At 56.8% G+C, this 21,347-nt stretch carries 17 protein-coding genes; 9 read left to right on the top strand and 8 right to left on the bottom strand.

The genetic code is table 11. The features are described 5' to 3' along the window. Nucleotides 1-755 precede the first annotated feature (755 nt). The 4 genes from parA (at nucleotide 756) to AWB76_RS37135 (ending at nucleotide 4,664) form a co-directional block, all read left to right on the top strand. Complete coding sequence (parA, locus tag AWB76_RS37155) at nucleotides 756-1,448, top strand: ParA family partition ATPase (protein ID WP_061165071.1); 693 nt, start codon at nucleotides 756-758, stop codon at nucleotides 1,446-1,448. After that, on the top strand, nucleotides 1,441-2,448 hold the full coding sequence (locus tag AWB76_RS37150) for a ParB/RepB/Spo0J family partition protein (RefSeq protein ID WP_063936442.1): 1,008 nt from the start codon (nucleotides 1,441-1,443) through the stop codon (nucleotides 2,446-2,448). The genes parA and AWB76_RS37150 overlap by 8 nt, the downstream gene beginning before the upstream one ends. A 282-nt stretch (nucleotides 2,449-2,730) precedes the next feature. After that, a complete protein-coding gene (locus AWB76_RS41360) occupies nucleotides 2,731-3,756 on the top strand; it encodes a helix-turn-helix domain-containing protein (RefSeq protein WP_157696313.1) in 1,026 nt (341 codons plus the stop codon). A gap of 608 nt (nucleotides 3,757-4,364) precedes the next feature. After that, nucleotides 4,365-4,664: a DUF4148 domain-containing protein gene (locus AWB76_RS37135; RefSeq protein ID WP_061165067.1), complete on the top strand. Its 300-nt coding sequence runs from the start codon at nucleotides 4,365-4,367 to the stop codon at nucleotides 4,662-4,664. Nucleotides 4,665-4,836: 172 nt separating this feature from the next. Here AWB76_RS37135 and AWB76_RS37130 read toward each other — a convergent pair whose 3' ends face one another. The 5 genes from AWB76_RS37130 to AWB76_RS37115 all read right to left on the bottom strand — a co-directional run bounded on the left by AWB76_RS37130 (nucleotide 4,837) and on the right by AWB76_RS37115 (nucleotide 7,122). After that, nucleotides 4,837-5,136: a type II toxin-antitoxin system RelE/ParE family toxin gene (locus AWB76_RS37130; protein ID WP_061165066.1), complete on the bottom strand. Its 300-nt coding sequence runs from the start codon at nucleotides 5,134-5,136 to the stop codon at nucleotides 4,837-4,839. After that, a complete protein-coding gene (locus AWB76_RS37125) occupies nucleotides 5,133-5,390 on the bottom strand; it encodes a type II toxin-antitoxin system ParD family antitoxin (RefSeq protein ID WP_061165065.1) in 258 nt (85 codons plus the stop codon). Before AWB76_RS37125 ends, AWB76_RS37130 begins: the two co-directional genes overlap by 4 nt. Nucleotides 5,391-5,626: 236 nt before the next feature. Continuing rightward, nucleotides 5,627-6,166, bottom strand: a complete 540-nt coding sequence (locus tag AWB76_RS37120; RefSeq protein ID WP_167357809.1) for a hypothetical protein — start codon at nucleotides 6,164-6,166, stop codon at nucleotides 5,627-5,629. A 118-nt stretch (nucleotides 6,167-6,284) separates the two neighbouring features. Next, nucleotides 6,285-6,419, bottom strand: coding sequence for a hypothetical protein (locus AWB76_RS42815; RefSeq protein WP_279616477.1), 135 nt, complete (start codon nucleotides 6,417-6,419; stop codon nucleotides 6,285-6,287). 187 nt (nucleotides 6,420-6,606) lie between these two features. Next, nucleotides 6,607-7,122, bottom strand: a complete 516-nt coding sequence (locus AWB76_RS37115; protein WP_061165063.1) for a hypothetical protein — start codon at nucleotides 7,120-7,122, stop codon at nucleotides 6,607-6,609. 864 nt (nucleotides 7,123-7,986) lie between these two features. Here AWB76_RS37115 and AWB76_RS37110 point away from each other — a divergent pair. Continuing rightward, the gene (locus AWB76_RS37110; protein ID WP_061165062.1) at nucleotides 7,987-9,384 is read left to right on the top strand and encodes a hypothetical protein; all 1,398 of its coding nucleotides are present in this window, start codon (nucleotides 7,987-7,989) and stop codon (nucleotides 9,382-9,384) included. Nucleotides 9,385-10,006: 622 nt separating this feature from the next. Here AWB76_RS37110 and AWB76_RS37105 read toward each other — a convergent pair. Further along, nucleotides 10,007-11,824, bottom strand: coding sequence for a site-specific integrase (locus AWB76_RS37105; protein ID WP_061165061.1), 1,818 nt, complete (start codon nucleotides 11,822-11,824; stop codon nucleotides 10,007-10,009). 956 nt (nucleotides 11,825-12,780) lie between these two features. Here AWB76_RS37105 and AWB76_RS37100 point away from each other — a divergent pair. From AWB76_RS37100 to AWB76_RS41930, 3 genes are all read left to right on the top strand, one after another. Then, nucleotides 12,781-13,815: a nucleoid-associated protein gene (locus AWB76_RS37100; RefSeq protein WP_061165060.1), complete on the top strand. Its 1,035-nt coding sequence runs from the start codon at nucleotides 12,781-12,783 to the stop codon at nucleotides 13,813-13,815. After that, nucleotides 13,796-14,992 (top strand): hypothetical protein, encoded by a 1,197-nt coding sequence (locus tag AWB76_RS37095; protein WP_061165059.1) that lies wholly within the window; start codon nucleotides 13,796-13,798, stop codon nucleotides 14,990-14,992. Before AWB76_RS37100 ends, AWB76_RS37095 begins: the two co-directional genes overlap by 20 nt. Before the next feature lie 788 nt (nucleotides 14,993-15,780). Next, nucleotides 15,781-16,677 (top strand): hypothetical protein, encoded by an 897-nt coding sequence (locus AWB76_RS41930; RefSeq protein ID WP_208606661.1) that lies wholly within the window; start codon nucleotides 15,781-15,783, stop codon nucleotides 16,675-16,677. 457 nt (nucleotides 16,678-17,134) lie between these two features. On the opposite strand, the gene AWB76_RS37080 is transcribed toward AWB76_RS41930, so the two are convergent. Both AWB76_RS37080 and AWB76_RS37075 read right to left on the bottom strand, forming a co-directional pair. Further along, the gene (locus AWB76_RS37080) at nucleotides 17,135-18,043 is read right to left on the bottom strand and encodes a hypothetical protein (RefSeq protein ID WP_061165057.1); all 909 of its coding nucleotides are present in this window, start codon (nucleotides 18,041-18,043) and stop codon (nucleotides 17,135-17,137) included. 656 nt (nucleotides 18,044-18,699) lie between these two features. Next, nucleotides 18,700-19,605, bottom strand: coding sequence for a hypothetical protein (locus AWB76_RS37075; protein ID WP_157696311.1), 906 nt, complete (start codon nucleotides 19,603-19,605; stop codon nucleotides 18,700-18,702). Between the two features lie 644 nt (nucleotides 19,606-20,249). On the opposite strand from AWB76_RS37075, the gene AWB76_RS37070 reads away from it, so the two are divergent. Further along, nucleotides 20,250-20,987: an RraA family protein gene (locus tag AWB76_RS37070; protein WP_082864619.1), complete on the top strand. Its 738-nt coding sequence runs from the start codon at nucleotides 20,250-20,252 to the stop codon at nucleotides 20,985-20,987. The last annotated feature ends 360 nt before the right edge of the window (nucleotides 20,988-21,347 follow it).

Here is a 21,347-nt window from a genome sequence, read left to right as displayed (position 1 = left end):
CTTGGGGACGCGTTGCTACCACGTGGTAATGCGTCACGAAAACCGCGGCCTTGGCGATTGATGTGCACGCGTGAAGTGGATACAAGTTATTGCCTTGCTAGATGACTGCGTCTACCACGTGGTAGCGGACACCAGGAAGTAGCTTTAGCGATGTGCACGTTAGATAAGGGTCACCAGAATCGTTGTGTTGCCTTGCCAGACCGACCTCGGCTACCACGTGGTAGCGCACCGCGGAGATCGAAGCGTTGGGCGACTACGGTACACAGGTGCTAGTTACAAGAAGCGTTTCCTTGTCGGACTGACTGACCTACCACGTGATAGAGCATCGCAACGACCGTTGCCTTGGCGACTGGGTTGTTCCCACATGGCAGCGCGGCACGACCAGGGCAATTACGGACTGATCCCCTAGGAGCCCTTTGGGATGTGACAGAATCCTACGATGAATAGCGGGTCAGTCTCTTAGGCGTGGCGCGCACCACTCGGCGGGAAGAGCCACTGCCCTCTGCCGGCGCGATAAACGAAGGAGATCACAAGCAGTGCGACGAGGGGGCACGCTGCTAATAACACGGCATCCATTCGAGCGCTGCCACGTGGTAGTTCCAGCTCTGGACGCCCGCAAGTGAAGGCGAAGATTCAGAAACAACGAGTAGCAAGCACTATCGGCGGCGCTTCTAGTTAAAGTAATTTCTAGATTCTGACCGCACTTACTTGTAGAATCGCGAGAAATATTTTCGAAACAGATTCCGGAGCCGACAATGGGACTCGTAATCGCAGTCGCGAATCAGAAGGGCGGGGTGGGAAAAACGACAACAACGATGAATCTAGCTGGAGCCTTTTCCGCCTCTGGTTACCGCGTATTCGTTGCCGACGCGGACGGACAGCAGTCTTGCATGAGTTGGGCCGCGACTGCAGATCCTGAGAAGCCGCTCCCTTTCCGCGTTGGAGCGGTCCGCAAACTCGAAAAAAACATCGGCAACGAGATCGGGCGATTGGCGGACGACTACGACGTCGTTCTTGTCGACTGTCCCCCGAACATTGACGACTTAACAACGGGTCGTGTGCTAGCAGTTGCCGATGCGACCATAGTTCCGACTAATGCATCGCCTCTCGACCTTTGGAGTAGCGAAGGGATGATGGCACTGATCGAGCGGACCAGGCTCCATAACAAAGCCGGTAAATTTGCAATTTTGGTTAGTAAAACAAACGCGAAAACCGTTCTCCATAAGCAGATGAGCGAGGTGTTGCGGGAAAGCAATGTGTTGCTCCTGCGAACAGCTATACGGCAGCGAGAGGTTTATCCGCAGGCTGCGGCGTTAGGACGCACGGTTTTTGATGTCCGCGGGATTCGCGGTGTGAAGCCGGCCAAAGAGGAAATCAATGCTCTCTTCGACGAGCTTGTGGAGTTGTTGAACAGCGAGGAAGAGGCTGCAGAGGTGTCGCATGGCTAAATTAAATTTGACTAGCCGGGTTAGGGCCGGCATGGCTTTGGAACGTCAATCTGCAGAGGCGCGCCTGCAGAAGAATGCAGTCGCCGAGACTGCGCTGAGGGAGGCAGCAACTGTTGTCGGTGTGCGGCCGGTTCACGGCGATGACGTGGCGACAATGGTCCCGAGGCAAAGGATCAAGATTGCAGATACGGTTTCGAACCCCTACAACCCTCGAACTTTTTATAGCGCCGAGACGATTGACGGACTGGCTCGTAGTCTTGAAGAAGACGGACAACTGGAGCCTATCAAGGTGACTCGACTCTCCGAGTATCCGGGAAAATGGGTGATCATCGACGGCGAACGGCGGCTACGTGCAGCAAAATCACGCGGCGCGGAGTTCATTGACGCGGAGTTGCATGAAGAGCGTCTAGAAAATAAAGCTCTTTACCTTAGAGCATATAGGGCGAACAAAGAGCGCGACGCGCAAACCGTTTTCGACGACGCAATTGCCTGGAATCGCCTTCTCGAAAAAGGGATTTACCGAGATTATTCTGAGCTTGCCGCAGCCGTGAATGAGGCGCCGACACATGTAAACAAGGTGATCCTTCTCAACAGCTTACCTCCCTCATTTTTAAGCCGGATGGCTCAATCTGCGGATACGGTTGGTCTTGCCCATGCTTACAACCTCAAGCTCATTCTCGAGCGAGGGGGGCTGGCCGTGGCCGAACATTGGCTTCAAGAGATTCTGGAAGGGCGAGCGAGCGTGAGACGACTTGAACAAGCTGCTTCCGCAGATGCACCGACGCGCCGCGGAGGTTCAAGGCGTGTCCATTACCAATCAAGAGTCCAATTCAAGCGGCGTGATGGTGGTTCCCTTGGGGAATTGAAGTTGTTCGCCGACGGCAGGACAGAACTCAGTCTCCAAGGTGTCGATGGCGAATCTCAGCAGATGCTAGCTGAGCGCATGAAAGCGCTTATCGAAAGCTGGACCCGCGAACTCGACGGCGAGGCCTCGGCGTAAATGCTTCAAGCTGCGCCCAGGCTTGGAAGCCTCGGGCGATGAGGCGTCCTCTTCTTTGCGGCCTCATGACGTAGCAAAAAAGCGCGCCAACTAAATGTCGAGTGCTGACGACGTGGGACGACAGCACAAAGCCGACGCGGGCTACGCCTGATTAGAGTCATGCAAGGTTCTGGCTGGTCGGCTTATTAAAGCACCGAAAAGAGAAACAAATTGACCGCCTTTCGTCGATTTGCGTAGCGCTGCTAGATCAGATAATCGCAGCGGCACCAGGACAAGAAATAAATGACCGCACTCGCTGGCACTCCGATATCTCGCGATCCTCTCGCACTGGCTGAGCTCTACCATTCGGGCCTTGGCACCTCATGGAAAACTCAGCGGGGTGCGGTCGCTGCATTCGCCCGATTCACTCCTAAGGTAACTGACAGAGCACTAAGCCGAGCCATTACGGTCTCGAAGCTGCCGCCACCGGTATTGGCATTGTTTGAAACGGCCGGGATATGGCATGAGACGGCTAGACACCTTGCACGACTGGTTTGGAATCATGGTCCCGACGTCCTCCGCCAGCGGGCGACGGGAATTGATCCGCTAGGACTGCACTGGTCTGAAATCGTCGCTCTTCTTGACGGTAAAGATGCGCGGCCACCGAGACGAATCGTTCGTGCTATCGCGCCTTTGACACTAGCCGCCGAGTACAAGCGAGGAATCGAGGAAGGACGATGGACGTCGATGGTCACTGCCGCCGCGGCTTCTCCGGCGTGGGACCGGACGGCTCTCGCAAAAGCGATCGCAATCTCTGAGCTACCGACCGAGGTTTTACAGCTCTTTGAGCTCAAGCGCCTCACATATGACCTCGGCTCTATCCTCGTAAAAATGCGAAACGCAATCGGCGAAAGCGAGTTGACGGCGCGTGCAAAAAAGATCTTGGGCGCACCTCGCCGTAGAACAACGGATCAAATTTTGGCGGAGCTGTTGTTAGTGCGGCCCGAACAGGGAGTGGAATTGGCAGTACGCCGCGGCAAGACTGCAATGGTCTTTGAGTTCAAGGTTCCGCTAGACGAGACCGAAGAGCTGCTGACTGGGACCAATGAGATCGCAGCGCTGGTCCAGGTGGCGATGATGAACGTACGGTTCAAGCGCAACGCCGATTCTGATCCTCGTCGCGTCAAAGCACGGTGGGGTGACAGCGCAGACAAGCGCGCCATAGCCAGACGTATGACCGCAGCTGGGAGGTCGCTTCGCGAAATCGCCGCAGATTTGGCGGTTTCGAAAACGACAGTCGCTCGTTGGACCGCGGGACAGAAGCAGTGAATACGCGCGCGGCCGCGCGGCTAAAGTCGATATACTGAATTTTCACCGGTCCGCCTAAAGACGAGCAACGGGCCGAGTGTATGGAGCAAGCAGCCAAAAGGCGATAGAGTACTGTATATCCATACAGTACATAGATCCACATGCCGCTTCCTAGTTTCTTGCCGGTCAGCTACCACGAACTCAGAGTGCTCTGGTGCAGATACAGGGCACGCGATCCCGACGTGCAGCGTCTCGTCCTAGAGGTGCAACGCTTCCGCGGAGTTGTCGACGAGGCGTACGAGCTTCAGCAGGTGATTGAAAAGTGCTGGCGAGAGGGGGGGCATGGTCAACTCGTTGCGCTCGAAAAACTGCGCCTCTTATTGAACAACGAAAGGACACGCTAGCGGAGAGCAGCAGCCCACTGTGAGTTCACCGGTGAAACCGTCGGACGCGGGCTGCACGAATAGGGCAGGGGGAAGTGTTGAAGTGAAGCGTTAGGGTTATCCCGAATACTGCAACGATTTGTTGTTCGATCGACCATTAATCTTAAGCGGACGCTTACCTATACTGAGATCACTGAAACGCAAACAGGGCTGTTTGCGAAGAACAAAGATCTGGAGGTAAGCATCATGAAACTCGCAACTCTCATCGTCGCCGCTACACTCGCTGTCCCCGCAGTCTCGTCCTTCGCTCAGAGCCAGCCGGTCACGCGCGCGCAAGTGAAGGCGGAACTGGTGCAGCTCGAACGCGCTGGTTACAACCCGAGCATGGATCGCACGACGTACCCGGCGCAGATCCAAGCTGCCGAAGCCAAGGTCGCGGCACAGAACGGCCAGAACAGCTATGGTGGCGTCGCGGACACTGCCTCGGCATCGGGCGGTCCGGCTCACACCGGCAATAGCATCGCTCGCGTTTATTTCGGTCACTAATCGTCCGAGCGAGCCAAGTAGCTCGCGCTAGGTACTAGAGAACTGGCCGCTGCCGTGATACTGCAGACGGCCAGTTTGCTTATTAGCACCTCCGCCACCGGCAAAGCCGATGGCTTGCCCAGCACCAGAAAGGTCCTGGGTTTTTTTGCGACCTCGACTTCTTCGTGTGTGTCTACGGGAAGAGGATAGCGGCGATATCTCGTGCGCTATGCAGCACATGAATGACGTCGATGCGCTCTGGCTGCCCAGTGACACGATAGAAAATCTGATAGCTGCCGTGAACACGATGTCGCACGCCGCGATGTTCGTAGCGAGGCACGAGCGGGTACGCGAGGGGCATGTCTGCGAGGCTCATGCACTTGTCGCGTAGCTCCCAAACGAAGCTCAAGGCACGGCGTGGATTGTCGCGGGCGATGTAGTCGCCGATGGCCTCAAGCCCGGCCTCGGCGCCAGGAAGGATGCGAACAATCATTCCTTGCCGTTCACCATCGCCTGATACTTGGCTTCCAGCCGGTCGAACACTTCTTCGGCGGCTTTTCCTCGACCCGCGTCTGAATCGGCGATGCCTCGCTCGATCACGGCATCTAGCGCGGCAAGCTGCGTCTCGCGATCCTGAATCAGTCGCACGCCTTCGCGGAGCACTTCGCTTTTTGAGCCGTAGCGTCCTGACTCGACCAGCTTCGTAATGTAGCCCTCGAGCTGTTGTCCAAGGTCTGCGCTAATCATGGTTCTGCCCTCCGTAAGTGCCAATAGTGCAGCCCTTATCAACTATTATCAAGTGGGCTATGAGCTCGTGGCCGACAAAGCAGCGCTGCGGAATCCGCCCTTCGGGTAGCATCGAACACCGCCGGCGTGACTCGACCGCGCCTGCACCTCTGCGGTCGGGATGGACTAGACCAGCCATCGCTCGGTTAAATCCTTCGCCGAAAGACTAATGCGTGGGCCGTTCCCGTCCGCCCTCGTTACTTAGGCAGAATAATCTTTGGATCGTCGTCCGGCTTTTTGTCTTCCGCCTTCTTTTCTCGGCGCTTCCACCACCATGCGGCTGGAGGAGCAAGCAATGTCGTCCACAGCCACTTCCAGTTCTCTTTGACGAAATGCTGGAGGCGTTGCGGACCTGTGATCGTGACCGCGATGGTTCCGTCAAAGACTCCAATCTGGCGCGGGGTGCGTTCACCGTCGATCTTCACTTCCGCCTCCAGCGCAACGTGGACCGGGTATCGCCCTTCTTTCTTGGGCTTCACGGACCACTCCCAGGTGGTGACTGCCTGTCCGCTGACGGCCTGCATCGCCGGCGACAACGGTGTGATGGACACACCGTCTGCGTCGGAGGACAGCGTGGCCTTCATCCGATTCGAGATTTGAACTTCGTGGACCTGCACGGTGCCAGGCGCGGTGATCGACTTCGCAAGTTCGGCAGGAGTTTGCCGGGGGCCGACGCGCAGTTCAATCTTGGCGGCGCTGTCGTCGATGTTCATGGGCGGTGGCGTGTTGAACGCCATTGGCGCCTTCGGAAGTGCCGCGAGCGTTGCGTCTACGGCATCGAAAATAGTAGGCTTCCTCGGACAGTCGATGCATGCTCCGGATGATGATTTCTGATGCGGTCCACCATTCGTCGAGCTAGACAAAAACATTTGCAAGAGTGCTGATACCGTAAGCAAAGCCAGCAAAAGAGTCATGATGGGAAGCACCCACCACCGCCATTGCCGCCCACGAATAGCGTTGGTCGGGCTGCTGAGGCGGCTGATGCGTCATGGTTCCTCTCCCTGCTGTCCAGGCAGCCTTCTACGCAACGATAGGCCCAGGCCCGGCTTTTTTCACCAGTGAAAACGACCTGCCTTCCCCCTTTTCTGATAACCACCGCCGTTGATAGCTGGAAGTTATCGCGGGTGCGGTTTTTTTTCTCCCGCTATCGGCAGACAGAGTTTGCCAAGACGTCGAACTAGCCCGGCGGTAGTTCGGCGAAGCGCCTCGCAGCCTCTGCGCGAAGCGCATGGAGCATCCCAAACAGCTCCTCGGGATGGAATCGAAAGTCGGCGGTCTCGAGTTGCGAGCCGGCTGCCTGCCAGTCGTCACCGCGTTTCACGTACGCCTCAGTTGTGTCGTTGCGATATTTCTCGTAGGGGTACCGCAGCGCGACGAAATTGTGGGACCAGTCCGCTAGCACCGGGACATGGTTCCGGAGATCCGACGGCCCGATGCGTTCTCCGGCGACGCGAAGAAGATCGTCCTGGAGTTCCTGCGGAAGCACCGCAAAAATTTCATGGTAGCGGTGGCCGCGCGCCAAGCCGCTCTCCGGCGTGGTCGTGTTGTGGACGAATTTGAGCAGCAGTTCGAAGGCCAAAAGCTCGAACAGATGACTTCCGTTCGACGAAAGGCGTATCGATCGCAGCGCTTGGACATCGTCGAAACGTTCGATAGCGTCGCGGTACATCAGACGCAGGGCGTGCGGTGTCATGGTAAGTCCCAAAAGGCGTGAATTCTAAGCGCGACTTGACGCGACAAGGTGAGCGTCGGTCATTGAGGACCGAGTAACCAATGAACCACGCAACGCAGTCAGCGATTGCCGCGAGGCGCAATAGACAGGCGATGCCCCGTTGGCGGTGCCGTGCATCAAGCCATCAACTCACCTCGGAATGGACTTAGCGCATCAATAGCCGTAATACGCGCGTCGGCGTCGTACTCTTGGCGTTCCCGCCATTCCCGACGCTCGCGCCATTCATGCTCGAGCCACTCCTGTTCACGCCAGCCCCCCTTAGACGACCGGTGCGGGGGCCGTTTGATAGCCAACGGCCGGTGGGGGAGGCGGGGCGTAATAAATCCGGCGGTGCAGGCGCGTTGTAGACGGGCGGGGCGGCGAGACATAGACCGGTGCCGCTGCATAATCGGGCGCTGCGACAAAGCCGATACCGACGCTGACATGCGCCGATGCACTCACGGAAGCAAAGGAAGACCAACGCCGATCGCCGTGGCGAGCAGCCCTGTGAGACCTGTTGACCGCGTCTTTGTGGCGCTGCTGCCATGTCGGCTCCTTGTGATGACAACGTCTTAACGCTTCGCCGAGCTTCTCGCACAAGAGGCGGGCCGCGATGTGTAAGGAGATTATTGGTTGCACGAATTCTCCTTCTTGGGGACAGGAAGAACGCCCAATTGCCGAGTCTTAAAGTCAAGTAACGTATCCACGAATGAAACTTATCAATTGGTGTCCTAGGCTTCGATACATTGGGTCCATCGGCCGTTGGCGGTTTTCTGGCGCACCAAAGCGTCCAACGGTCATCCACCACTGACGGTCAATAAAAATCAAAAGCCGAGGGACTCGAAGATGATGTCGATGCGATTTCTTACTTTTGCCATTGCCTTGGCACTAACGTCCGCGGCGTCCCCGCAAACACTTGACGTCGGAGCGCTTAGTTTCACAAAGCCTGAGTTAAGGCTGGGCATACCGTCCGGCGGGCCGAAACTTCAGGGCGCGCCGATCGCGGCGCCACCCCCGCAGGTCGTCCAAGCGCCGCCCGACGGTCGAGACATAAAGTTAGGGTACGGCTTCGATCCGCTGACGGGTGCCGTGCGGCAGTACCTTTGTATTTTGGAGGACCGTAGGACACCGGACAGCGCGCAACTGAGACCGCAAGGCTCGAAAGATGATACGACGGTGCAGTTCCTCGACGGTGATGTAACGACAACCGTCTCGACCAATATGAGCTCACATCGAAGTTCGAGCGGGCAAAGCGCTGATTTTTCCTTGACCTACAAGGCTTTCACTTTCGGCGCGGACATGGCCGAGTCGGACGAGAACTATTTCAATCGGATTGATGCTTTCGGTCGTATTCACGGGCAATACATTACAAAGACGGAAGCTCGAGTCGGGGGTGTCTGGGGCAGAAACGTCGAAAAGCTCGCGACGGCCTCCGACAAGACGACTTTCAAAAACCTGTGTGGGACATATTTTATAAGTGGGATTCAGTCAGGCAGTCTAATCGATGAGGTTTTTCGGCTGGCTATAAAGTCGAGTTCGAGATCCTCGTCTGACACCTCGAAAGCACAAGCGGGTCTCGCTCAGTTGTTCAGTATCGGTGTTACTAGCAAGGATGCGGAGCAAGATGTTGCCGGTGTCGCAACAGTGTTCGTTAGTCCCCGTAGCAAAGGTGTGCCTGCGTCCGGGGTTGGCGCGGTCGCCATCGGTAGCTCAGGCACAGTGAACCCGGCCGCTGTACGCGCCGCAGCGGTTTACGCAACGAATGATTGGAAGACGGCTGTCGCAGGGTCAATGCTCGGCAATCAGCTTCCGCTGAAGGTCACCATTACGCCATACAGTGCGCTTCCGTACCTGCCGGGAGCGTCGAAGATTACAAGTCCCTCGATGGTGCTGATGACAAAAATTGAGAATACGAGCTTCCTCCACAACGAACTTTTCACCAACATCCTGACGCTTCGCCGTGCAATAGCGATGGACGATGAGCAGTACAACGCGTTCTTCTCCACGCCGAAGGCAAGCGTCGCCAATCTGTTGAAACAGGCGACTTGCTTACGGGAAGAATTTGTTGCGCAGGTCCAAACTTGCGACGACGCACTGCAAAAAGGCTCGGACGACACTCCTGCTTGTCAAAACCTGAATGTGCTCACTCCTGAGAAAGTTCAGGCGGTCACGCTCGCGCCAGCGCCAGCGAGCGGTGCAGCGCCCCCGGTTGCGGCGTCTATGCCGGTCTTCTGCAGGTCCTAGGAGGCACGCTTTATGTCGACCGACTTCTACGTAACTCTGCGTGCAACGGATGGTTCGACCACCGCGGTTAAGATCATTGACTCGATCAATCCTTTACTAGACGGCAAAGACAGTCACTTCTGCACCTCTAACATGCACTCGGAGTGCACGAATGCGGTCGGCTTCAGCCCACCGCCGGCATCGCGCCGTATTCCAAAAGATTCATTCGTAGAACATTATTTTCGATTTCCATTCCAACATCAATTTGCTTCAGCGGACCGTTGTCATTCGCGCAGCCGCATTTGCCTCCTTCGTCCTCGATATGGATGAACACTGGCGGTAAGTTGATTAATCTTTCTGCTTGATTACGTTCTCCATCGTCATTCCACGGTCGGCGATTTGAGCGTCGGCCCGATTTAGTGCGCGAGCGTCGCGGTTCGTGCCTAAACCGTAGTAAGTAAGGCATTGGTAAGCAACGGCTTACGAGTAGCCTATGTGCGGAAGCGCACGTTGGAACCCGAGTTGCTCGATCGCACCGTTCCTATTTGCGCGTGATTACTGATCTGCAGATAGAAGGACGGCCGTTCAGGATTGAGGAGTCAAGTACCCCGATTGTCTCGGCAGCGGTATAGGCTCGGAGCTTTCAACCCTCGCCGCGAGTGTCAGCTTTCGGGCGACGGTAAAAGGACGCCGCTTCTCGAAGCATCCTCTGCCTCTCCGCCTGCACATAAATGGACGTCGTCTGCAGAGACGCATGACCAAGAATTCTCTGCACGACGTCGAGCGGGACGTCCTCTGCAGCGGCGTGCGTCCCGAAGGTATGCCGAAACGAGTGCGTCGACGTGCCGGCGAGCAACTTCATCTCGTCGGTCGTCAGGTCCGGCATTCCCGCAATAAGACGCTTCATGACCCACTCCATCATGAAATTGATGGTGTTGACGTGGTAGCTCAGCGGCTTTCGTTCGGCGTGTTTCTTTTGCGCTTCTTTGCCGGGCGGGATGAAGATCGGCGCTAGGAGCGGCCCCGCAGCCGCGCTGTCGAAATCCTCGCCCCGATCGCGCCAGTGAGCGGTTAGTGCCCCGATGGTCGGGGGACTCACCGGCACTGTGCGCTCCTTGTTTCGCTTGCCAACGATCGTCAGTTGCCACACGACATCTGCACCGTCGCCGTATGTCGTCGGCGACAAGTTTTCCCTCCGAGCGCCCACCAGCTCGTCGCGACGAAGGCCGGAATCTGCAGCGAGGAGAAGCGCAACTCGCGCCGACCGCCAATACTGAGCAGCTTCGCTCTTGCACTGGCTGTCAACGAAGCCGCGCATCCGCGCCCACAAATCAGCGGGCAACGCGCGTTCAATTTTCAGCAGGTTCTCGCGTTCGACCACGACCGGATCGGACACGGCGGTCCATGGATTACCGGCGAGATAGCGGACGTCTACTAGCCACCCAAACGCCGCCCGCAGCGCGCGGACCGCATACCGCTGACTTTCAGGACTCAGTTCGCTCGCCGCAAAGGGCCGCCAGCGACCGCTCGCACGAGACTGGCGCGGACCAACGAAAGCCGGCGAGGGCGCTTTGAGGAAATCGCGATAGGCCTCGCAATCGTCGGCCAGCAGAGAACTGAGCGGTTTGCGCCTGACGGTCACGGTCCACAAGAGGAATCGCTCCAACTCCTTGGTGTAAGCGCGCAGGGTTTTGGGCTGCTCGCGGTAGCGGTGCAGGTAAGCACGGACCGCCTCAAGGTCGTTATGCGCCGCGATGTAGGGGAAGCTAGCGTGGCGGTTCAGGCCGGCGGCCCCCGACAGTTCGCTCGGCAGTCGCACGCGCTCCAGTGGTGCCAAAACGCCCGAATCCGTATCGATCGTGACGAGTTCGCCTTCCGGGGCAGAAAAAGGATCGTCGAGCGACACGTCCCCGCCGACGCGCGCACCGATCGCGTCTTCGTTCTGACGTAGCCACGACACCACCCGCTGCGCGCGGCCCGGCCCGACTCGCGGCACCGCTCGCCACCAGCTCCCGCCCCGGCGGTTACAGAAGTCCACCAGTTCAGCGAGCGTATGGATGCCCGCGTCGTTCAGCCGTCGGGCAACCAGCGGCCGGAACCACATGCCGACGCCGTGCGTCGCCTCGGGCTTGGCGACGGCCAACAGCGCCGCTTGCTCGACCATCTTGAGCGTCACGGCGGTCAGGCGGGCGCTACCGTGCGCCTTGGCCGACGACTTCAAATGATCGGCCAGCACCGACGAGCCGTGCTCAAGCGCCAGTTCGACCAGTTCAGCCTGCATGCGCCGCAAAAACGACTCGGCCCAGCCCGGCGTCGCTTCGTTGCCGTCTTCGTCTTCCGAAAAATAAAGTCGCGTAATCGTTGACGCGGGGATGCGCTGGACGTACGCGCGCAACGCCGCGAAGTGGTTGCGCGTGTACGCGGCGCGGCTTTTCGTGACGGTCTGCGGTTTATTGGCCATGGGCGGCTTCTTGTCGTTCGGCTGGGGGCCCGTCTGGACGGGACGTAGATGCCCTGCTCCCGAATTTTACCCATTAAAACCATGCGTGATAATACGAATTATCACGCATGGGACGGCTCCGTTGGCGGGTTCGCGCACGCAACGAAGCAGGTATCCATTGTGCGACACCGGAGCGAGTTCCGCGACGCAGCGTTCGTCGACCCTGTCTTCACTGACAAGCGGTCGCAGGGGTCGCAGATTGCCGACTAAAGCCTTGCGGGGGCTTGCCCAATGCAATGTACTGTTGCCGGATTCCCGCGCGCTTTGCGGCTAGATCTCATCGCGCACTCCGCGATCGGGGAGCTTTGTCGTCAAATGCCATCGGGCGGGTCGTCGGGCAACGCGCGATGATCCTTTGATACGCAGGTGAATGACCCGGTGTCCCCGTGACCCGTATATCGGATCATGTCGTTTCTGAACCTTCAAACAGACGATCGCAATCGAACAACAAAGCGGATGATCACGATCACGCGGGGAATCGGTGATCATGCTCGGCGGAAGACGCAGTCGAGAAAAAACTGCAGAGACGACCGAGTCGCGGCAGCGGAGCGGGTCGGCGGATGCAGACAACCGGGAACACTCGTCAGCGTGGCGGGAGGCACGCGAAGCCTGTCGACTGCAGCCCGCAAGTCGAGCGGGCAACGAAACCAAGGCAACGCGCGGGCGGCGACCGGCGCGTGGCTGCTGGACCACTGCGCGCCGCGTGGCGCACGGGTTTGCAGGCGCCCGGCAATTTTGGTACTAGAATGACGCCACTCCGAAAATGCCGTCGAGGTGACGGCGAGACCAGTGTATCAACCAGAGAGACCGAACATGAGGGAGTTGTACCGGCTGGATCGCGCCTTGGCGGTGGGGCGCGACTTGCGTTACGTGCGGCGTCGCCACGGTCAGTACGCCGCAACCGGGGAGGCCGCACAATGAATGCTCCGCAGCAACGAATCCATGGGCTGATCGTTCACAAGCTGGTCAAGGAGCGCCATGAGCGACGCGCCGAGGTCGTGACCCGGCCGGCCTTGATCGGCATCAATGACCCCGTCGAGCGCTTGGTGTCGGACCTGCACCGGTCCTATTCAGATAAGAGCGGCAAAGGATACGGAAAATTTGAGGCGGACGAGGACAACTACCCTATGCCGCGGTATGCGCGCGATTATTTCGTTGAACAGTCGATTGACTTCTACGAGATGTCAGTCCGCATGATGAACACGCTCAGGGACCGCGCCCAGAACGAACAGCTGGCGACGGGCGGTTACGTGTTGATCGCGCATGTTAATAACGGGTCGACGGATTTCCTCTTGGTCGCGATCGTCACCGACAGGATGGGCACGGCCATCACGGACGGACTCGACATTGTCGATAGTCCCTACATTGATCTCGCTGCGCTGCGCGTGGCCGGTCGCATTGACGTAACCGCCTGGCAGGCGAACAGCGAACGGTACATCAGCTTTCTGAAGGCACGCGGTGAGGTATCGGACTATTTCAAGCACTTCTTGGGCTGCAACGATGTCGTCGAGTCGTCCGAAGAAACGAGGAAGCTGATCGCGTGCCTCAAGAGCTTCGCGACGAACCAGGGACTAGAAGCCGAGGACCGCGACCGTCTGCTTCGCGGCGCGTTTGACTATTGCAGCGAATGTGCGGCCGGGAACCGCCCATTGAGTTTGGACGGTCTCGCCAATCGATTGATGCCTGACGCACCGGAAAATCTTCGCGCCGCATTTGCTGACGGCAACCTGCAGCTATCCGACGGTTTCGTGCCGAACAGAAGGGCACTGCGCAGTCTGGTCAAATTCAAGGCCAAGACGACCGCGTGGGCGGTAGAGTTCGACCGTGACGCGCTGGTCAATGGCGAAATCGAGTTTGACGAGCAGAATCAAACTCTTGTCCTGCATAACCTTCCCGACGATCTGTTGCATGAGATGATCGTAGAAAAACGAAATGAGCCAGAGGCAATTTGATCTGCTTGCGAACTTGTACGACCGTGTCGATCTCGAGAGGGGCCGGCGCGCGGGCAAGCTCGCAATTCATGATCAAAGGATGCTAGATGCACTGCGCAGCGTCGTTGCCGACCAGGACGAGTACGCGGTACATCTACCCGAGGACGATCCCGACGCGGTGAAGGTCGGCGACGAAGTGGCAATCGAGCTGGGCACGCCGCGCCTTGGCATCGGGATGTTCCCGATGTCATTCGCGGACTTGATAAGAAATCCGGCGGCCCGAGTTAGCGAGCCGGGACGTTATTATATTGTCGCGGAGCGGTTCAACCGGTGCAGCGATGCGGTCGTCCCTGACGTCGTGCAGAAGTACCGAAAGCTGCTGGAGCTTGTGACATTGCTGGGCGAAGCTGCGGCTTATGTCGATCGGGCCGGAGGCCACCTCATTTTTATCGACGAGGGAAAATTCGATGTGCCAGTCCAGTACGCGTCAGAAGATGTCGAGGCACTGGATGTCGGTGCCATCGATCGGCTAATCGACGCGCTGTCGACTGATATCCACCGCGAACAGAAAATGGCAATCCTCGCAGAGGCGGTGCGCGAACTGACCAGATCTGAGCCGCCGCAGGAACGATTCCGCGCCGTGCTTGCACACTTTCCCGAACTGCTGAAAAAGTTCAACGATGGCTATCGCCTGTTTGCTTCAAGCTTTTCTTACGAGAAGGTGAAAAGCGAACTTGAAGCCACGCGAATCGAATACGCGGCCAAGATCCACAAGGTCTTCACGGACATTCAAAACCAGATATTGGGCATCCCTGTTGCCACTGTGGTCGTCGCGACACAAATGAAGGAGGCATCCGGGTTCGACGCAAATTTTTATATCAACACCGCGATCCTTATTGGCGCATGGGTGTTCGTTATCCTTGTTTCCGCCCTGCTCGTGAATCAAACGCACACACTGGATATCTTGGAACGCGAGATCGGCCGACAACGTGCCGAGCTCGAAAAGTTGCATACGGAGATTGCATCCAGTTTTTCCAGCGTATTCGGGTTTCTCGACACGCGTCTGAAGGTGCAGCGCCGCTGGCTACGCGTCGTCTTCTGGATTCTTATCGGCGGGGGTGTTCTCGCTACAGCGGCTTTCTTCGTTATCACCGGACCCGCCAGGGCGGCTCTGCAATGGCTTATTAAGCTGGTCTAGCTCTAATGGTAAGCGTGCGGCAAGACATCTCCGGGACCTGGCGGCTGTTCGCCGGCTATTTGTCAGCGCGCGATTCCGCACACGTAGCTTCCGTTGTTAAATATGCGTAGAACGCAATGAAACTGTCATCATTCGCAGAACGGCAGGATGCGGGAAAGCGGTGTTGCGGTGACACCTTTGCTTCGGCTTCGAGCGCGATGAAAGTGTCAATTCGCCTCAGTCCGATCGAATCTGTCACTTCGCATCGCGAACCGTGAATCCGTCTCTACCCTATTGATCTGTCGATGGAATGGACGCGGCGGAGCGTCAGGCAATTGCGCGGCCCTGCGCCGGAGAGTACGGTGCGATTCGCACCGACCCGGTTGCGGCCGGAAAAGCGACTATTATGATAAGAACACTTATCGCAATTGCACGGTCGGGAGGCACGTCTTTAACCCGAGCCACGCTTCGGCAGGTCGTCGCGATCTTCGAACGGCGGCTGTCCGGCAGACACCATTGGCTCTTGACGACCCGTTGCGAACCGTGGCCGTCGCCGAGGATCTATGACCTGTTCAAGAATGCAGCGGTCATTTGACTTCAGTCGTTCCTGATATAAAGCGAGCGGAAATCTCGGTCGCCTACAGACAGTGGGCATTCTCATCGACACACTTCAGTTCGCCCTTATCGATTTCGTAAATAGCGTTGCCGACCTTGTTTATAAGTCAGCTTCTGTTGGGGTAAGATGTAGGCTGACGTTATAAATTGACCTTTTGCACATTAGAAACAGGCTTCTCGGTTGGTAATGTGTTATGCGGGAAGTCACTATCTTTGAAGGCTTCAAGGTGTCGATCTACATTCCTCCTCACGTCAAAGTCATTGTCGAGGACCTCAACGGCGAGGTCAGACACTCACAGTTGCTTTCTGAATATCTCCAGAAGCCTTCCCTGCAACTCCAACTGGCGACTTACGGACACACGCTGCTCGACATCTTGATCGAAGAGTCATACGTCTCTCCCGACTTGGTTTTACGCCAAGTCTTGACAAATAACCCGCATGCAGACGCGACACGACTGATAGGTAGTATCGCTGAATCGCTTGTTGTTAAGATGTGCAACGAGTATCCCGAGATAAATCGAATCCTTGGAATGCACGCTCGTTTTGGCACTCGGCTGTCAAAAAAATTAGACGAATATGTCGCCGTCGCCACGGGGTCTATGAGAACAAAGCAGAATTTTTTTCAGTATTACAATCCTAGCGACACTCAGAGAGATATCATTTGGGTGGATAAAAATGATACGGAAGATCAACTACTGTGTATAAAAGAAAGCAGTTCGGCATCCGGAAAACCCGCCGGCCTGCAGGTTAAAGCTAGCCACGATGGAATCAATTACGTGTTACCGGCCGTGCAGAATTATCATTACCCGATCCTCTACTTCGACCTGAACGACGATTGGATCTACGTCAGAAATGCGGCTATGGACAGATACCCCGCATGTATATTTATTCACCCTGACGAAGTCTTCTATCAAATCAAACATATCTTGAAGGGATATTTCGCCATAATCATTGCAATCATAAGGGGCGAAACGTCGCTTCAGCGCGTTGCCGAAGAAGCCAAGTATAACGGTGACTCGGCGCTGACTGCAGGATTAGACGCGGCCGAGCCAGTCCTCGATTCCGTTATTATTTTGCCGCCGCACATATAGAAATAATGGTGCCGCGCGTTGTCGCGGAGGCAACTGTCGAGCTCTAAGTATTTAGTTTCGGCGTGCGACATCTGGCTATTGGCTTGAAACGGTTTCGAGATGAATCTACAGTCTAAACGTCGCCGCGAAGCACCAAACAAATGTGGTGGCCCGCCACGAAGCGTCGCCTTAGAATGCCAGGGCCCATTGTCAACAGTCCCGATCAAGGACCCAACCGTGGATGACTGAGCGGACCTGGACATCGAAGTTGGCCCCTTTCGGAACACGCAGTCCGGGCTTCGCCAATCTTCAAAATCGCCGACTCCTGCGATAGCAGCCCGGCGGAGTGCCGCGGACGCGGTATCAAGCAGCGCAGCGGGGACGCCGCCTTTGCACCGGGAAACGCTCGGTGACGACCACAGCAGTCCCGCCCGCATAGCCGGCGCGGCTACGCGGGCGGGGCTGCTGTGGTCGTCGGCTAGACATCGGCGGATGGCGTAAGGGCGGACGGGTTCTCGATCAGTGCGCTGACGACGCGTCGTGTAATCGGAATCAACGTTCCCCAAATGAGGTTTGCGTCGATCGCATTCCCTTTATGAAACAGCTTATTCCTGGTCTGTATTAGCTCCTTCATGACGGTCGGTGTCACAAGAACTTGTGGCTGCCCCTCCAGGTTCTGGAACTCGGTGATCCCGAGACGGTGCAGAATGCCGCTAAGCTTCACGTGGCGAGGATCGTCGGTCTGTGACAGTACGCGGAGAACGACCCCGGCCTTCCTTTGATCGCCCATTTTGTTCGCTGCTTCCCGAATTACCTCTTTATCGTTCTCCGTGAAAAGTGTCCCGTCAGCGTACATCGTTCGTCCCAACGGTGAAGTCTCCAGCGCTTCCATGATCAGGAAGAGGTTGAAGTATTTTGCTTTCTCGTTGTTCGACTGCATGCCGAGAAAAAAGAAGTGAGCCAGTTCGTGAAGTTCGGGGATATTTGACGGAAGGCGATCCAATCCAAATCTTCGCGTAACTTTTAGGCTGAGATGATCTCTAAGACCGTCACCGTTGTCGCGATAGAACTCGCCGTACGCAACATCGATGAAAGGGGACCCGTAAAAATGATTCTGATCAAAGGACAATAGATACGTTGTGAAGCTCGCGAAGCTTTCGACGAAAGACACAGCACCGTCGATGCCGATTTCGTCTCTCATCTCCACGGAAACTTGGTAGCGCCCATCGATAGTGGCAATCGAGGCCCTTCCGATGTCGTAGCCGAAGCATTTGGCGTGCTCGAAAAAGGCGCCGTTCGTGATCTCGGTGATATCAGAGCCCGAATAATCGGGCTTCGCAGCGCAATGAGAGGAAGCAACGGAAAAAAGAAATTTGAAAGATCTCATGTTGAAAGAAAATATTGTGGGGAGCGTCGAAGACAGCTATGGCTTTGCAACTCACGAACGCGCCGCGCTACGATTAAAATCAAAGTTCATTATCGCCCAATCTCGGCGGGTCTCGGGTGCAGATTAGCGATTCGAGTGACTCGTATAGGTTGCGCACGAGCGGCAGAGCGTGGCCGATTGCGTGAGGTCGCCAACGGCCCCATATCGGCGACTCCACTTCGCCAAACCTGGATTTGGCTGACTGACTGCTTTGTAGACGGCCGTCTGACCGAATTTGGTCGTCAAGAGCAATGACGTCCGTCAGCTGCCACTGTTCGAGGGTGGCGACGACTTGCCAAAGCATGGCTCCGGTTGCACGTGTGCTTTCAGGCCGCGCCATTTCGATAACTCTCATGTTCTTAACGACACCGTTTCCAGGCCCAACTCACCCAGGCCGAGCAGCGCGTCCGCTGTCCTCCCCCGCGGGTCTCGCTTCTTCGTTGTGTTCGGTCTCAGTCCGGGCAATGCACCTCCGGTCGAGGTCGTCGTCCAGTTCGACTACCGGAGGCCCCCTCTGCCCAAGCTCGATGGCCGTTGTCGGGGAAGCTGATCGCCGTCGTTCACTGCCGCAAGCCGGCGACGAAGGGACCTGTACCCGGGCGTGACATATCCACCGGCTATTTCGGCTTCGCCGCAACGTCGCTTGGTTGCTTGCGCATCCGACGAACCATCCAACGATGAACGCTGCGGGTGCCTTTCGAACTAGGCCGCCCACTTGTGCTTTTGACGGGGACCATGCAGAAGACTACGAGTCCAGGAACTAGTAGAAGAAGGCAGGTCAAGGCATCTCCGACGATGTTAAGTGGCTCAGCGTTCAACCAGCCATAGTGGCCGCCGACCAGAACAATGCTCAACGCGACGGCAGATGCGCTTATTAGTGCTTTCGCAGTTAGGAGCGCCACCCATTTCCAAGTGGTCCAGATGAATCGGGGCCGTCGCGCGGCGCCGCTTAACCCCGCCAGCAAATACGCGCACCATTGCGTCAGCGAGATAAATGCTAAGAGGCCGAGGAGAAGACAAACCTCCCGCTGCAAATCCAAGGAATACTCGACGGTGGCCAATATCCCGCGCGCAAGTGCGTTTCGTGGCTCTCCGTCGAAACCAAATATGCCGGACTCGCCGGCAGCGACGAGAACAAACGAACTTCCAAACAATGCGCCGAAATAGGCGACCCACATCGGGTAGATGACTTCAGGCTCTGATTTTGCCTTTTCGTTCACGACGTGGAGCATGAACGCGATCATACAGAGCGCGACGAACATGACTGCCCCGTATGGATGCGAACGTACGAGAGCGCTGGCTGTTGTTTGTTTGTCGAGTGACACCCAGCCGCACCCGGTGATCAACCTGTAGTGATTTGTCTCGAGGGGCTGGAAGACGAGCTCTTGAGTTGCTAAGCCATCGCCAAATTGGACTTTCGAAAACCCAGCGGTGGTAAGAAAACGCGTGATTTTGGCTTCTCCGTCATCACGCTCGCGCGACAGAGTCACCTGCGTCTCACCGCGATGATGGGTTACGTCCACAGTGATTCTTCCATGGTCTGCTGCGTAGTGCCCGTCAAGCTGAGGCCAAAGCCACAGCCACGCGAGGGCGCACCAAGCAGTGATTGCCACGATCGAAAGCAGCCTGCTTTGTACTCTTCGGATATCGTTCCGAGGAGTTAAGATAAACCTTCTAGTTGCTGGTGCCATCTCGTTCACCCTCGGCCGAACAAGAACGCGGGGACATGAAGGGAGACCGAACACCGATCGGTCGGTTGCGCGGGAGACCAGCATCGGTCTTGCCGTTTGGAAACGCAGCAGCTGGAACCGCTGCCGTGCCTATAACCAAGAAGGGATTCGATTTTCATACCTTACGGCCCATCCATGCAAATCCGGGTTATCGGCAAAAGCGCGAATGTCTGAAGACCGACGCGTAGGCAAATCTCCTGGTAGGGGCTTTGATAAGTGCTCCGGTCTATGCCGAGCATCCTCGAACGTGCCGCAGCTCTCAATGCGTACCGAGAACGCTAAGCAACTGTGGTAGCCGATGAAGCCTACTAATAGGAGCCTTACGGTTACAGACGCGCCGCAACTAACTTGAGATTATCGGGGGTTGCTTCGGGCGGTGCAGGCAACAAGACTTCTAGGAAACCTGAATCTGTAACTGGAAACTCAAGGAAGCTCATATGAATCAACGACCGGTGCTACAAATCAGCGAGCGGCTCGGAGCTCTTAGTTCTTCCGACGCAGCGGACGCATTGATGAGCTTGGGCGTATCACGCGTTGTGATGAACGAGCTGCAGAACTTCGGAAGCTTAAAGGGTCCAATTGTTGGGCGTGCGAGAACGTTGCGGTTCCTCCCGGAAAGGGAGGACATCGAAAGTGCACCAGGAGGCCGCGTTAATCGGCAGCTATATGAAACTGTCAATCCGGGGGACGTGTTAGTCGTTGATGCTTTGGGAGCACAGTACTCCGCTATGGGGGACATGATGTTTTCCCGATTAGCCTATCGGGGTGTCGGTGCGATCGTTGTGGACGGCGCGGTGCGGGACGTTGGGGCCGCATCAAGCAAAGACTTTCCTGTGTTCGCTCGGGGTAGGTCTGCAAGACCTTACTTCGGCGCGATGCAGCCGTGGGAAGCTGACGTCGCCGTCCAATGCGCGGGTGTACTCGTGTGCTCCGGCGATTGGATAGTCGCAGATAACGACGGGATAGTTGTTGTTCCGCCTAGCCTTGCATCGGACGTGGTAGAGATGGCGGAGCGCAAGCGCATCGCAGATCAGTTCAGCCGCGCGTTGATTGAGGCGGGCTTTCCACTCGCAGACGCCTATCCTCTGCCGCGATACATGAATCCATTCTTGGCGCGATACCTTGACGATCAAGTTTTGCCGACACAAGAAGAAGTGGCTGCCTCGAAAGACTGATTTCCTACGCATCTCACTGCGGCTAATCACCGGTCTGCTCAAACGCAAGACAGGGGACGGCTGGCTCATCGCCCTTGCCAACAACCCCCACGCCATCGCTCTCCGGCGTACACGTACCTTGGGTTATGCCTTCATCGGCATGCGTACGTCGGATTGCGACGGTCGTCCCTAACGTCGCGACGCTCTCGCTTTTGTTATGCGAGGGCGCTAGCGAAGTCCGCTGAGCGTTTTAGCAACTCTTTCAGGACGGACAGTATCCGCATCGATAAAAATCTATAGGTGTTTTCCCTGACTCTGCTAGTTTTGTTTTTGAGGCGCAGAGTTGCTTCCCTATAATGTCCATATGCAAGTTGATGTTTC

Source organism: Caballeronia temeraria (assembly GCF_001544795.2).
Classification (GTDB): Bacteria; Pseudomonadota; Gammaproteobacteria; order Burkholderiales; family Burkholderiaceae; genus Caballeronia; species Caballeronia temeraria.
The sequence above is the reverse complement of the archived record's forward strand: the minus strand, read 5'-3'. Positions and strand labels throughout refer to the sequence as shown.

Coding starts and splice junctions, on each gene's coding strand:
- parA (WP_061165071.1), top strand. CDS start 756: ATGGGACTCGTAATCGCAGTCGCGAATCAGAAGGGCGGGGTGGGAAAA.
- AWB76_RS37150 (WP_063936442.1), top strand. CDS start 1,441: ATGGCTAAATTAAATTTGACTAGCCGGGTTAGGGCCGGCATGGCTTTG.
- AWB76_RS41360 (WP_157696313.1), top strand. CDS start 2,731: ATGACCGCACTCGCTGGCACTCCGATATCTCGCGATCCTCTCGCACTG.
- AWB76_RS37135 (WP_061165067.1), top strand. CDS start 4,365: ATGAAACTCGCAACTCTCATCGTCGCCGCTACACTCGCTGTCCCCGCA.
- AWB76_RS37130 (WP_061165066.1), bottom strand. CDS start 5,136: ATGATTGTTCGCATCCTTCCTGGCGCCGAGGCCGGGCTTGAGGCCATC.
- AWB76_RS37125 (WP_061165065.1), bottom strand. CDS start 5,390: ATGATTAGCGCAGACCTTGGACAACAGCTCGAGGGCTACATTACGAAG.
- AWB76_RS37120 (WP_167357809.1), bottom strand. CDS start 6,166: ATGGCGTTCAACACGCCACCGCCCATGAACATCGACGACAGCGCCGCC.
- AWB76_RS42815 (WP_279616477.1), bottom strand. CDS start 6,419: ATGACGCATCAGCCGCCTCAGCAGCCCGACCAACGCTATTCGTGGGCG.
- AWB76_RS37115 (WP_061165063.1), bottom strand. CDS start 7,122: ATGACACCGCACGCCCTGCGTCTGATGTACCGCGACGCTATCGAACGT.
- AWB76_RS37110 (WP_061165062.1), top strand. CDS start 7,987: ATGATGTCGATGCGATTTCTTACTTTTGCCATTGCCTTGGCACTAACG.
- AWB76_RS37105 (WP_061165061.1), bottom strand. CDS start 11,824: ATGGCCAATAAACCGCAGACCGTCACGAAAAGCCGCGCCGCGTACACG.
- AWB76_RS37100 (WP_061165060.1), top strand. CDS start 12,781: ATGAATGCTCCGCAGCAACGAATCCATGGGCTGATCGTTCACAAGCTG.
- AWB76_RS37095 (WP_061165059.1), top strand. CDS start 13,796: ATGAGCCAGAGGCAATTTGATCTGCTTGCGAACTTGTACGACCGTGTC.
- AWB76_RS41930 (WP_208606661.1), top strand. CDS start 15,781: ATGCGGGAAGTCACTATCTTTGAAGGCTTCAAGGTGTCGATCTACATT.
- AWB76_RS37080 (WP_061165057.1), bottom strand. CDS start 18,043: ATGAGATCTTTCAAATTTCTTTTTTCCGTTGCTTCCTCTCATTGCGCT.
- AWB76_RS37070 (WP_082864619.1), top strand. CDS start 20,250: ATGAATCAACGACCGGTGCTACAAATCAGCGAGCGGCTCGGAGCTCTT.